Annotated in this window: 11 protein-coding genes, 1 pseudogene and 1 riboswitch; of the genes and pseudogenes, 9 read left to right on the forward strand and 3 right to left on the reverse strand. The window is 67.0% G+C overall.

Annotation, left to right across the window (positions count from 1 at the left end):
* Nucleotides 1-5: 5 nt before the first annotated feature.
* A riboswitch (glycine riboswitch) is annotated at nucleotides 6-102 on the forward strand.
* 176 nt (nucleotides 103-278) lie between these two features.
* From gcvT to ACZ53N_RS28075, 8 genes and pseudogenes are all read left to right on the forward strand, one after another.
* Nucleotides 279-1,394 carry a glycine cleavage system aminomethyltransferase GcvT gene (gcvT, locus tag ACZ53N_RS28040; RefSeq protein WP_469143589.1) on the forward strand — a complete coding sequence of 372 codons (1,116 nt, stop codon included), beginning with the start codon at nucleotides 279-281 and terminating at the stop codon, nucleotides 1,392-1,394.
* 77 nt (nucleotides 1,395-1,471) lie between these two features.
* Entirely contained in the window at nucleotides 1,472-1,846 is a 375-nt protein-coding gene (gcvH, locus tag ACZ53N_RS28045) for a glycine cleavage system protein GcvH (protein WP_370421613.1), read from the forward strand.
* Between the two features lie 47 nt (nucleotides 1,847-1,893).
* Nucleotides 1,894-3,156 carry a serine hydroxymethyltransferase gene (glyA, locus tag ACZ53N_RS28050; protein ID WP_469143590.1) on the forward strand — a complete coding sequence of 421 codons (1,263 nt, stop codon included), beginning with the start codon at nucleotides 1,894-1,896 and terminating at the stop codon, nucleotides 3,154-3,156.
* A 250-nt stretch (nucleotides 3,157-3,406) separates the two neighbouring features.
* A complete protein-coding gene (locus tag ACZ53N_RS28055) occupies nucleotides 3,407-4,789 on the forward strand; it encodes an L-serine ammonia-lyase (protein ID WP_130880032.1) in 1,383 nt (460 codons plus the stop codon).
* 512 nt (nucleotides 4,790-5,301) lie between these two features.
* Entirely contained in the window at nucleotides 5,302-6,495 is a 1,194-nt protein-coding gene (locus tag ACZ53N_RS28060; RefSeq protein ID WP_469143591.1) for a DNA cytosine methyltransferase, read from the forward strand.
* 119 nt (nucleotides 6,496-6,614) lie between these two features.
* On the forward strand, nucleotides 6,615-8,132 hold the full coding sequence (locus ACZ53N_RS28065) for an AAA family ATPase (protein ID WP_469143592.1): 1,518 nt from the start codon (nucleotides 6,615-6,617) through the stop codon (nucleotides 8,130-8,132).
* Nucleotides 8,132-9,367, forward strand: coding sequence for a hypothetical protein (locus tag ACZ53N_RS28070; RefSeq protein WP_469143593.1), 1,236 nt, complete (start codon nucleotides 8,132-8,134; stop codon nucleotides 9,365-9,367). Before ACZ53N_RS28065 ends, ACZ53N_RS28070 begins: the two co-directional genes overlap by 1 nt.
* Before the next feature lie 546 nt (nucleotides 9,368-9,913).
* A pseudogene (locus ACZ53N_RS28075) lies at nucleotides 9,914-10,291 on the forward strand (VOC family protein); the annotation flags it as partial.
* 13 nt (nucleotides 10,292-10,304) lie between these two features.
* Here ACZ53N_RS28075 and cutA read toward each other — a convergent pair.
* Nucleotides 10,305-10,667 (reverse strand): divalent-cation tolerance protein CutA, encoded by a 363-nt coding sequence (cutA, locus tag ACZ53N_RS28080; protein WP_469143594.1) that lies wholly within the window; start codon nucleotides 10,665-10,667, stop codon nucleotides 10,305-10,307.
* A gap of 62 nt (nucleotides 10,668-10,729) precedes the next feature.
* On the opposite strand from cutA, the gene ACZ53N_RS28085 reads away from it, so the two are divergent.
* Entirely contained in the window at nucleotides 10,730-11,038 is a 309-nt protein-coding gene (locus tag ACZ53N_RS28085) for a hypothetical protein (protein ID WP_184732376.1), read from the forward strand.
* Between the two features lie 37 nt (nucleotides 11,039-11,075).
* On the opposite strand, the gene ACZ53N_RS28090 is transcribed toward ACZ53N_RS28085, so the two are convergent.
* Nucleotides 11,076-11,288, reverse strand: a complete 213-nt coding sequence (locus tag ACZ53N_RS28090; protein ID WP_362221569.1) for an EF-hand domain-containing protein — start codon at nucleotides 11,286-11,288, stop codon at nucleotides 11,076-11,078.
* Nucleotides 11,289-11,777: 489 nt separating this feature from the next.
* Nucleotides 11,778-12,386, reverse strand: coding sequence for an ATP-binding protein (locus tag ACZ53N_RS28095; RefSeq protein ID WP_469143619.1), 609 nt, complete (start codon nucleotides 12,384-12,386; stop codon nucleotides 11,778-11,780).
* Between the last annotated feature and the right edge of the window lie 73 nt (nucleotides 12,387-12,459).

Consider the following 12,459-nt stretch of genomic DNA (forward strand, 5'->3'; position numbering starts at 1 on the left):
CCGCTCGAATCCGCGCGGGAGAGTCCCAGCACTATGTGTGCTGGGCGCCGAAGGAGCAAGTTCCTCCCTTGAATCTCTCAGGCCCCGTACCGCGCGGGTGAGGCAGATCTGAAAAGCGAGGCGCCCCCGGGCGACCTCCACCCAAGGTGCAAGCCGGGGACTCGCTCGTTTCGAGGCTCTCGGTGAACCTCTCAGGTTCCGATGACAGATGGGGAGGCCGTGACCCCTCTTTCGCGAGCCTTCCGCGAGTCTCGCGACCACGCCTGGGAGCCTGAACCATGACCGAAGCCCCCCGCCGCACCGCCCTCGACGCGCTCCACCGCGCGCTCGGCGCGACGATGACCGACTTCGCGGGGTGGGACATGCCCCTGCGCTACGGGAGCGAGCGCGACGAGCACGTCGCCGTGCGGACCCGTGCCGGTCTCTTCGACCTGTCGCACATGGGCGAGATCACCCTCACCGGCCCGCAGGCGGGCCGGGCGCTGGACTTCGCGCTCGTGGGCAATCTGTCCGCGCTGGCCGTCGGCCGGGCCCGCTACACCATGATCTGTGACACCGCGGGCGGCATCCTGGACGACCTGATCGTCTACCGCCTGGCCGACGAGGAGTTCATGGTCGTCGCCAACGCCTCGAACGCGCAGGTCGTGCTGGACGCGCTGACCGAGCGCGCCGCGGGCTTCGAGACGGCCGTCCGCGACGACCGCGAGAACTACGCGCTGCTCGCGATCCAGGGCCCCGAGTCCCCCGGCATCCTGAAGTCCCTCACCGACGCCGACCTCGACGGCCTCAAGTACTACGCGGGCCTGCCGGGCACGGTGGCGGGCGTGCCCGCACTGATCGCCCGTACGGGTTACACCGGCGAGGACGGCTTCGAGCTGTTCGTCGCCCCGGCCGACGCCGAGCGGCTGTGGCAGGCGCTCACCGACGCGGGCGCGGACGCCGGTCTCGTGCCGTGCGGCCTCTCCTGCCGCGACACGCTGCGCCTGGAGGCCGGCATGCCGCTGTACGGGCACGAGCTGACCACCGCCACGACGCCCTTCGACGCGGGCCTGGGCCGGGTCGTGAAGTTCGACAAGGAGGGCGACTTCGTCGGCCGCGAGGCCCTCACCGCCGCCGCCGAGCGCGCCGCGGCGAAGGCGCCCCGCAAGCTGGTCGGCCTGATCGCCGAGGGCCGCCGGGTGCCGCGCGCCGGGTTCCAGGTCGTCGCCGACGGCCAGGTCGTCGGCGAGGTCACCTCCGGCGCCCCCTCCCCCACGCTCGCGAAGCCGATCGCCATCGCCTACGTCGACGCGGCGCACGCCGAGCCGGGCACGAAGGGTGTAGCTGTGGACATCCGCGGCACCCACGAGCCGTACGAGGTCGTCGCCCTGCCGTTCTACAAGCGTCAGCGCTGACCCTTCTCGATCAACTCCCGTCCCACCTGTCAAGACCCGTTGCAAGAGCATCAACGCGCATCCAGGAGAATCAAGCCATGAGCAACCCCCAGCAGCTGCGTTACAGCAAGGAGCACGAGTGGCTGTCGGCCGTCGAGGACGGCGTGGCGACGGTCGGGATCACCGAGTTCGCGGCCAACGCGCTCGGTGATGTCGTCTTCGCCCAGCTCCCCGAGGTCGGCGACACCGTCACCGCCGGTGAGTCCTGTGGCGAGCTGGAGTCGACCAAGTCGGTCAGCGACCTGTACTCCCCGGTGACCGGCGAGGTCGTGGCGGCCAACCAGGACGTCGTGGACGACCCCGCGCTGGTGAACTCCGCCCCCTTCGAGGGCGGCTGGCTGTTCAAGGTGAAGATCACGGACGAGCCGGCGGACCTGATGTCCGCCGACGAGTACACCGCCTTCGCCGGCTGAGCCCGTACCCCGCCTCCGCCCCACCCCAGGAAGTCCAGGAAGAACTCATGTCGCTTCTGAACAGCTCCCTCCATGAGCTCGACCCCGACGTCGCCGCCGCTGTCGACGCCGAACTCCACCGCCAGCAGTCCACCCTCGAGATGATCGCCTCGGAGAACTTCGCTCCGGTCGCGGTCATGGAGGCGCAGGGCTCGGTCCTCACCAACAAGTACGCCGAGGGCTACCCGGGCCGCCGCTACTACGGCGGCTGCGAGCACGTGGACGTCGTCGAGCAGATCGCGATCGACCGGATCAAGGCGCTCTTCGGCGCCGAGGCCGCCAATGTGCAGCCGCACTCCGGCGCGCAGGCCAACGCCGCGGCGATGTTCGCCCTGATCAAGCCCGGCGACACGATCCTGGGTCTGAACCTCGCCCACGGCGGGCACCTGACCCACGGCATGAAGATCAACTTCTCCGGCAAGCTCTACAACGTGGTCGCCTACCACGTCGACGAGCAGACCAACCTGGTCGACATGGAGGAGGTCGAGCGCCTCGCCAAGGAGCACCGCCCGAAGCTGATCGTCGCCGGCTGGTCCGCGTACCCGCGCCAGCTGGACTTCGCGGCCTTCCGTCGGATCGCGGACGAGGTCGGCGCGTACCTGATGGTCGACATGGCCCACTTCGCGGGCCTCGTGGCCGCCGGGCTGCACCCCTCCCCGGTGCCGCACGCGCACGTCGTGACCACCACCACGCACAAGACCCTCGGCGGTCCGCGCGGTGGTGTGATCCTCTCCACGGCCGAGCTGGCCAAGAAGATCAACTCCGCGGTCTTCCCCGGTCAGCAGGGTGGTCCGCTGGAGCACGTGATCGCGGCGAAGGCGGTGTCCTTCAAGGTCGCGGCGAGCGAGGAGTTCAAGGAGCGCCAGCAGCGCACCCTGGACGGCGCGAAGATCCTGGCCGAGCGCCTGATGCAGTCCGACGTGGCCGAGGTGGGCGTCTCCGTCCTCTCCGGCGGCACGGACGTGCACCTGGTCCTGGTCGACCTGCGCAACTCCGAGCTGGACGGCCAGCAGGCCGAGGACCGTCTCCACGAGGTCGGCATCACGGTCAACCGCAACGCCATCCCGAACGACCCGCGCCCCCCGATGGTCACCTCGGGCCTGCGGATCGGCACCCCGGCGCTGGCCACCCGCGGTTTCCAGGCCGAGGACTTCCGTGAGGTCGCGGACATCATCGCCGAGGCCCTCAAGCCGGTCTACGACGCGGACGCCCTGCGCGGCCGCGTCACGGCCCTGGCGGACAAGCACCCGCTGTACGCCGGCCTGAAGTAACGAAGGCAGTTCGGATTCACCCGCCGGTCCGGGGCATCGCGCACACTGAGAGGTGTGTGCGGTGCCCCGCACCGTGTGGCGCAGCGCACGCCCCTCGCCCCCAGGAGTGGCGTGCACACAGCGCACACTGGACATACGGCAGTAGAACAGTGCACAGTGCCCGTCCGGTATATCGGCGCGTTCGCGCCCGCCCCGTGCGTCACCGCACGTCCCCCCAGTACCACCCACCAGCAGACAGGAAGCCGCCACCGTGGCCATCTCCGTTTTCGATCTCTTCTCGATCGGCATAGGCCCGTCCAGCTCCCACACGGTCGGCCCGATGCGCGCCGCACTGATGTTCACGCGGCGGCTGAAGAACGAGGGCCTGCTGGCGCACACCACGTCGGTGCGCGCCGAGCTGTTCGGCTCGCTCGGCGCCACCGGCCACGGCCACGGCACCCCCAAGGCCGTCCTGCTGGGCCTGGAGGGCCACTCCCCCCGCACGGTCGACGTCGAGACCGCCGACGACGAGGTCGAGCGCATCCGCACCACGAAGCGGCTGCGGCTGCTCGGCGCGGAGATCGGTTCGGACCACGAGATCGACTTCGACGAGTCGACCCAGCTGATCCTGCACCGCCGCCGCTCCCTGCCGTACCACGCGAACGGCATGACCCTCTTCGCGTACGACGAGGCCGGCGCCCCGCTGCTGGAGAAGACGTACTACTCGGTCGGCGGCGGCTTCGTCGTGGACGAGGACGCGGTCGGCGAGGACCGGATCGTCCTCGACGACACCGTGCTGAAGTACCCCTTCCGCACCGGTGACGAGCTGCTGCGCCTCTCCCGCGAGACCGGCCTGTCGATCTCCGCGCTGATGATGGAGAACGAGAAGGCCTGGCGCACCGAGACGGAGATCCGCGAGGGGCTGCTGGAGATCTGGCGCGTCATGCAGGCGTGCGTCGCGCGCGGCATGTCCCGCGAGGGCATCCTCCCCGGCGGCCTCAAGGTCCGCCGCCGCGCCGCGAGCACCGCCCGCCAGCTGCGCGCCGAGGGCGACGCGCAGGCCCGCGCGATGGAGTGGATCACGGTCTACGCCATGGCGGTCAATGAGGAGAACGCCGCCGGCGGCCGGGTCGTCACCGCCCCCACCAACGGCGCCGCCGGCATCATCCCCGCCGTCCTGCACTACTTCCTCGACTTCGTGCCCGGCGCGGACGAGGACGGCATCGTCCGCTTCCTGCTCGCCGCGGGCGCGATCGGCATGCTCTTCAAGGAGAACGCCTCGATCTCCGGCGCCGAGGTCGGCTGCCAGGGCGAGGTCGGCTCCGCCTGCTCGATGGCGTCCGGCGGTCTCGCCGAGGTGCTCGGCGGCTCCCCGGAGCAGGTCGAGAACGCCGCCGAGATCGGCATGGAGCACAACCTGGGCCTCACCTGTGACCCCGTGGGCGGTCTGGTCCAGATCCCGTGCATCGAGCGCAACGGCATGGCCGCGGCCAAGGCCGTCACCGCCGCGCGCATGGCGCTGCGGGGCGACGGCCGCCACCACGTCTCCCTCGACAAGGTCATCAAGACCATGAAGGAGACGGGCGCCGACATGAAGGTCAAGTACAAGGAGACGGCGCGCGGCGGCCTCGCCGTCAACGTCATCGAGTGCTGATCGAACTCGCCCTGACCTGGGAGTCCTTGCGTTTCGGAGCGTTCACGACGCGGTGTCGTTGATCGCTCCGGCGCTCCCCGGGGAGGACTGGTTCTCCCCAGAGAACGCTCTGAAACAGCCCCGTCCTGCATCTCGACAGCTGTCCGATGCGGGGCTGGCCGACGCAATCCTGCCTTGCCTCGTCGTACTGACATCGCGAAGAGCCGCTGATCTCTCAGCTCCTGTGTCACTCGGCCTGATTCGAACCCGCAGTCGCTGAGCCGTAGACCATTCCCTCAGACGATCCGTGACCTCCCGATGCCCCGCAGTAGGTGATCAGTACGACGGGATACGAGCTGCGCTCTCCAGGTTGCATCCTCCCGGATTCGTCCTCTTTTCCAGCCACTGACCTGCAGGAACGCCCCTGCCTGGGTCTCCACCGTTCAGCATGCAGTCGAATGCGACTGCACAAGGAGCGGTGCCCACCAGCGACGTCGCTGTCAGTGTCAGTCCCGTGTGACAGGATCTCCGCCGTGAGCAATGAGCAAGTCGTGAGTCAGCAGCCTCTCCGTGTCGCAGGCCTCTTCGCCGGCGTGGGCGGGCTTGAGCTTGGCCTGAAACGAGCAGGGTTGGAGACTGCCCTGCTTTGTGAGGTCTGGGAGCCGGCCAAGGCTGTTCTCACCAAGCGGTTCCCTGACGTCCCGCTCGACCCTGATGTCCAACACCTCAAGGCCCTGCCTGGTGACGTGGACGTCGTAACTGCGGGGTTCCCGTGTCAGGACCTCTCTCAGGCTGGCCGTACCGCTGGTATCGCGGGAGAGCAGTCTGGTCTCGTTTCTCATGTCTTCCGTTTGCTCCAGAAGCACCACCCACGCTGGCTTGTGCTGGAGAACGTGCGGAACATGCTGGTGCTCGACAAGGGCAAGGCAATGCTGCACCTCGTCCAGGAGCTCGAAGCGCTCGGCTACCGGTGGGCATACCGACTCGTGGACTCCCGATTCACTGGCGTGCCCCAGCGCCGTCAGCGAGTCCTCTTCGTAGCCAGCCTCACCGAAGATCCTCGTGATGTCCTCCTCTCCAAGGATGCCGGCGATCCGGACGAGAGTGACCGAGCCAGCGACGCTCACGGCTTCTACTGGACTGAGGGCCTCCGCGGCCTGGGGTGGGCACGAGACGCAGTCCCGACGGTCAAGGGCGGCTCGAGCCTGAGCATCCCGTCGCCGCCGGGCATCTGGATTCCGAGCAATCCCGCAGGCCACCGGATCGTGACCCCGTCGATCACGGACGCCGAACAGCTTCAGGGCTTCGAAAAGGACTGGACCCTCACTGAAGCCACGGCCGACAAGAAGAGCGGACGCGACCGCTGGAAGCTGGTCGGCAACGCAGTCACGGTTGGCGTTTCGCAGTGGCTGGGTGAGCAGCTCCTCAACCCTGGCAAGTACGACGAATCTGAAGCCGACATGCTTTCGGCCAGCGCTCGGTGGCCCACGGCGGCCTGGGGACACAACGGCAAGAGGTGGCGTTCCTACGTCTCCATGTGGCCGGAGCACCAGGGGTACACGCATCTCATGGATCTCGTCGACCGCGGTGGACTCACCCCACTGAGTCACCGTGCGGCTGCGGGGTTCTACTCGCGCACCCAGAAGGCGAGCCTCAGGTTCGATGAGACGTTTATTCTTCACATGAAGGAGCACGTCGAGCTGACTCAGCCGGTAGCCGCGGTCTAGCGAACACTGCCCCTTATGCGGCGGCCCTGCCTGTCCGTATCGGTGCCTACGTTGTTCGCGCAGCACGAAGTGTCAAAGGCCTGTCCCACCGACGCTGGGCAAGAGCTATCCTCGGCCAGGTGTCCGACACCTTGATCGAGATTGACCACTTGCTGGCCGGCATCAACCACCCCGCGCCGAGTGCCACGAAGTACCGCAAGTTCGAGAGTCACCTCTCCGAACTGGTCGGACTCGGAGCCGGGAAGATCTACACGGGCTATGTCAGCAAAGCCGGCAACATGACCGTGCGCATGACGCAGTCGAGTCGTGCGCAGCAGGCAGAGCTGCTGATCGCTCTCATCCCGTACCCGGAAGAGTACGACGGCAGTCTGCTTGCTGCGAAGAATGTCGTCATGCGCACGGGGCAGGCGCTGCTCCTCATGCTGCAACACAAGGGCCACTCCCCGTCCTGGCTTCCTGGGCATGTGCTCACCGGCCAGCCGAGTCCTGAGAGCGAGCGACTGGTCAACGCACTCCGCTCGGCTCTCGTAGGATTGAAGGTAGAGGCCGTTCACGGAGCAGATCCCTATGCATCCAAGGCTCTGACATTCGATGAGGTGGCCGTCGAGACGGTGCCAACGCCATACGTGGTACCGACGTTGAAGATCGACGAGCGCACCAGGCGCATGTTGAAGAACGCCATTGCCTCGCACAAGGCAATCATGCTCGTGGGCCCGCCGGGGACTGGAAAGTCCTCTCTGATCTGGGAAGTCATCCGAGAAGTACAAGCCGACCCGGCTGAGTACGGCATGAAAATGGCCCACGAGCTCATGACCGTTACCGCCGACGAGAGTTGGACCGTCCGAGAACTGATCGGCGGTGACACAGTCGACCAGAAGGGCTCCATCCGCTTCGCTCCCGGGTACGTCCTACAGGCCATCCAGGAGGACAAGTGGCTGCTCATCGACGAGGCCAACCGTGCGGACATGGACCGGATCTTCGGCGGTCTGCTCACATGGCTGACTGGAGATTCGATGGAGTCAGTCACCGTCGGTCGAGCGGCACCGAACGATCCCACCGAAATCCGTTTGGGCTGGACCAACGAGCCCGAGTCGACCTCAGTCACTGAGGATGAGGGGGAGCCCGGCGAGGCAGCACAGCTCAGAACGACCGAGTACAAGGCTGGCCGAGAGTGGCGCCTGATCGGCACGTACAACTCTCTGGATGCCCAACGTGTCTTCCGCTTCGGACTGGCGCTCGGTCGACGGTTTGCGCAGATCCCTGTTGCTCCACCCGAACCCGACCTGTTCCGCGAGCTGTTCACGGAACGCACCGCTGATCTACCGCTCCCAGCGGAGCAACTAGCTGAACTGACGGATCGGATCACGCGCATATACGAGATCCACCATGCCGCTCCGGACACTGCGATGGGGCCTGCACTGTTCCTCTCCCTTCCCCAGAGCGTGACCGCCGGCCTCAAAGACCCTGACGTGACGCTCAGCGCTCTGCTCGCCGAGGCCTACCTCATCTGCTTCGGCCCTTGGCTCGCACGCCTCGACGATCTCACCCTGGAAGGCCTCGGCACCAATTTGTCGGAGCCCGATGCTCTGGCGCAAGAATGGCAATGGGTCAACGAGCAACTGCAGCACATCCGCTGATGTCAGAGATTAATCCAGGTTCACGCAAACACGACGTACCCGAAGACGGTCTGGAAGAAGTCCTTCGCGGCTGGAGCAGCAAAGCAAGGCTCTATGCTGCGCTCGCAGAGATCACAGACGACTGGGCTGACATCCAATGGTCGCAGCTTGATATCAAACAGCGCGCCAATCGCGTGCTGTTCGCCAGAATAGTCGAGTTCCTCGACGACTGGCCCACAAAGACAGCCGTCTGGACTGATGCCCTGCCTGCAGGCAGCAGGAGAACCCGCAGAATCTCACCCAACCCAGACCCCGGAACCGACTGGGTGACTTCCGCAGTTCGCGGAGGCTGGCCAACAAACGAGTTCGTCGTGAACGACAGGAACAGAGTTCCTGACCAGGTGATGGCGACGACTCTCAGATGGACGATCGACCAGATTGAAAAGATCCGCAAGGATGCCCTTAAGGTAGAGGAGAACTCCCTTAAGAATGCGGCAAAAAAGCAGCTAGATACCCTGTTTGCCGTCAGGGAGGAGCCCACTCTCTCTTCCTCTGCAGGGACACGCCCAACACCGCAGGACATCGCCGGACTCAGTAGGTCAGGGACGCCTTGGACGCAACTTGCAGTCGTGGCCAAGTTCCTCGCGGATGCCGACAGGCCCAATCTGATGGATTTTGCCAGGGAACATCTGCTGCCTGATGACGACGTCCGATGGCGACTCTTCCATCTGGGAACTCTCGGCGTCCTGCTGAAGAATCTTCGAGCAGAAGGATGGAAGATCACGAGTCGTCGTCCGCTTTCTGGCAGCAGGAACGAGGGGCCTAATTACTCGACCGAGTCACCGGACGGAGCCACCTGGGACATCTGGTTCGAGTCAAGCAGGATATGGGATCACTACGGGGTCAAATCGCCCTACCTGGATCTCATGGCAGGCGTATTCATGAACTCTGCCCAACCCGTGGGCGCCGACTTGGCAATCATCCAGCAGGGCGTCGCTGCACATCTCTTCGAATGCAAGTACGGCGGCGCCGACGAAGTTCGACGTAAGGGATATCACCAAATCACTACCTACGTGGACGAGGCACTCGAACAGCTTGTACCGCGTGCACAGGGGTTCGTTGTTGGCCCCGACGACGTAGTGCTCAACTCGGCCAGCCTAACGCTCGATGGCTCACCTATCCATGTTGTCGGCCCCCGCCATCTCAGCACGTTCCTCCCTACTGCGCTAAACCCGACAAATAGCTATTCACCGTAATGGAGTCAGTTGACCGGGAATCCAGAAGGACGTCGGCCTGAGTCAACTCTGCTTCGCGTGGCCATCATGGAGGTATCGGGGGAGGTCTGCCGCAAGCGCAGTTACCGCTGCCTCAAAGCGTTGGGCCAGCCGCTTGAGCACTACGCGCACTTCATGTCGCAGGCTCGGGCACGCGGCTTGCAGGCCATGGACAGCTGGTTCACTCCCCCGGGGCCGGTTCTCCCCAGCCACTCCCCAAGGCCCCTGGTGGGACAAGGCGAAGGCGCTGGCCAACGTCAAGATCAGCGCGTTTGACCACACGAAGGTCAAGTACAAAGAGACGGCGCGCGGCGGCCTCGCCGTCAACGTCATCGAGTGCTGATCCGGCCGTTCCACGCCACGACCGTCTGAGACTGCCCCCTGCCACCCCGTGGCAGGGGGCAGGGCTGTTTTTCGGCACGGGCCGCTTCCGGGGCGGGCCGCTTCCGGGGCGGGCCGCTTCCGGGGCGGGCCGCTTCCGGGGCGGGCCGCTTCCGGGGCGGGCCGCTTCCGGGGCATGATCATCACATGCCTCATCTCGGTCTGGTGACCCTCGTCGTGCGGGACTACGACGAGGCCATCGCCTTCTACGTGGACGCCGTCGGGTTCGAGCTCGTCGAGGACACCCGCCTCGACGACCAGAAGCGCTGGGTGGTCGTCCGCCCGCCGGGCGCCCGGGAGACGGGGCTGCTGCTGGCCCGGGCGGCGGACCCCGCGCAGGAGGCGCGGGTGGGCGACCAGACGGGCGGCCGGGTCGGTCTGTTCCTGAACACCGACGACTTCGCGCGCGACCACGCGCGGATGCGGGCGGCCGGGGTCGTGTTCCAGGAGGCTCCCCGCCGGGAGCCCTACGGGACGGTGGCCGTCTTCCGGGACCTGTACGGGAACCTGTGGGACCTGATCGAGCTCGACGCCCCCGCTACGGCCCCGTCTGCTCCGTCTGCCCCGTCTCCTGCGCCTCCCGCGTCTCCTCCGTCAGCCAGCTGAGGTACTCGGCACTGCCCGCCGTGACCGGCGTGGCGATGATCTCGGGGGTGTCGTAGCCGTGCTCGGCCCGGAGGTGGGATTCCAGCTCGGGGTAGCGGGCGGCCGTGGTCTTGAGGACCACGCGCCATTCGGGGGCCGTCTCGACCTGGCCGCGCCACCGGTAGACGCTGGTGACCGGGCCGTCGATCTGGGCGCAGGCGGCGAGGCGGCGGGCGATCGCGGTCGTGGCCAGGTGGCGCGCGTGATCGGCGCTGTCGGTCGTGGTCGTCACCGCGAGGTGCTGGGCGTCCGGCATGGCGCCGACCGTACCGCAGCGCGACGGGGGCGTTGTCAGTGGCGCCGCGTACGCTCGCGAGCATGAGTTACGCAGATCTGCGCGAACTCCAGAGCGCGCTCAACACCGCTTCGGACATCGCCTTCTCGCTGGACGCCGCGCCCGCGGCGCACGAGGCCGACCAGCTCGTGGACGCCCTGCGCCGGGCACTGGCCGCGGCCAACGCCCTGGGGGCCGGATTCGGTGCGACGGGCTGCGCCGAGCATCCGCGGGGGGCGGTCGACCCGCTGTACGGGGACAAGGACGATCCGCTGCCGCCGGGGTGGGGCCGGTGTCTGCTGTGCAACGACCGCCGGCGGCGGGCCAGCGCGCAGCGACGGGGCTGGCGCTGACCCGGCGGCCGGATCCGCACAGGTCTCGCGGGCCGGGTCAGGCGTTGTAGGAGGCCCAGAACTCCTCGAAGGACAGCACGCCGTCGCCGTTGCCGTCCTTCTTGTTGATGATGGCCTGGGCCACGGTCTCGGTGACGTTGAAGTCGCCGAGCTCGGCCATCACGCTCTTGTACTCGGCGGCGGTGATGAAACCGTCCCCGTCCACGTCGAACCGGTCGAACGCCTTGCGCGCTGCATCGATGCTGGCCACGCGGGCCTCCCCATGTGTGTGCTGGTGTGACCGGCACAGATTAGCCGTCGCTGCCGGACGCCGGTCGGGGCGGTCGGTCCAGCTCTTGTGCGGGATGCCGATGCCGGGGGGGGGAGCCAGAGAAGGATCCCCACGCACCCGCCCTTGTTACGCACAGTAAAGGCGCATAAAGATAAGCGTCGGCGCCAAAACATTCATGGAATGCAAGGCGGGTGGCATAGCTCACCTTTGATTACCGAACGGTATTGCCAGTGATATCCGTTTGGCGGCGATTGCCCCTTTGGCTCCCGACCACTCCGCGTGACATAGTCGGGCTCACGACCCCCATTGACCCGGGCCAGGTCGTCATTACGCCGCGGGATACACCCCAATTCATTCCGCGGCCCACGAAGAGGCCTCCGGCCCGTCGCATACCGACGGATGGAGGCCTCTTCGTTTTGCCGCGCATACGCCCATGGCCGCGCGCACGCGCCCACGCCCGCCACCGGCTCAGCGATCGGCGACCCGCATCTCGAACCACGTCGTCTTGCCGCGCGCCAGCAGGTCCACGCCCCAGCGGTCGGACAGCTTGTCGACCAGGAACAGCCCCCGTCCGCTCGTGTCGAGCTCGCGCACGGGCAGCAGGCACGGCAGCCCCCGTGAGGGGTCGCGCACCTCTATCCGGAGCCAGCCGCGACGGCGCAGCATCCGCAGGCCGAAGCAGCGGGCACCGGTGTGCCGGACGGCGTTGCCGACGAGTTCGGAGACCAGCAGGACCGCGTGCTCGGTGAGCTGGGCCGACAGACCCCACTGACGCAGGACGACGGTCTGGGTCAGCCGCCGGGCCGCGGCCGCCGACTCCGGACGCGAGGGCAGCCGGACCTCGCCGAGTGTGGGGTTGCCGTACAGTTCGAGCGCTTTCAGCGCCAGTTCATCCTCAACGGTCGGGCTCCACCGCACAGCGGCCGTACCGACCCGCTGCCGCGGTTGCTCCGATCCCTCCAGGCCCGCCATGCCCCCATCATGGCCGCCGTAAAGCCGCCACGGAGGGGAACGTAGGGATTCACCGCAGCGGAACCTACGATTCCACGCGCCCCTCCCGACATATGCCATGGGCAGCGAGGTCCCTGGGAAACGTTCACCGACCTGCGGCGACACCCGGTGTCCGACGGGCTCCCGGCGGCCCGGAACC

It is taken from the genome of Streptomyces sp. NPDC033229 (genome assembly GCF_055576875.1).

Coding starts and splice junctions, on each gene's coding strand:
- gcvT (WP_469143589.1), top strand. CDS start 279: ATGACCGAAGCCCCCCGCCGCACCGCCCTCGACGCGCTCCACCGCGCG.
- gcvH (WP_370421613.1), top strand. CDS start 1,472: ATGAGCAACCCCCAGCAGCTGCGTTACAGCAAGGAGCACGAGTGGCTG.
- glyA (WP_469143590.1), top strand. CDS start 1,894: ATGTCGCTTCTGAACAGCTCCCTCCATGAGCTCGACCCCGACGTCGCC.
- ACZ53N_RS28070 (WP_469143593.1), top strand. CDS start 8,132: ATGTCAGAGATTAATCCAGGTTCACGCAAACACGACGTACCCGAAGAC.
- cutA (WP_469143594.1), bottom strand. CDS start 10,667: ATGCCGGACGCCCAGCACCTCGCGGTGACGACCACGACCGACAGCGCC.
- ACZ53N_RS28085 (WP_184732376.1), top strand. CDS start 10,730: ATGAGTTACGCAGATCTGCGCGAACTCCAGAGCGCGCTCAACACCGCT.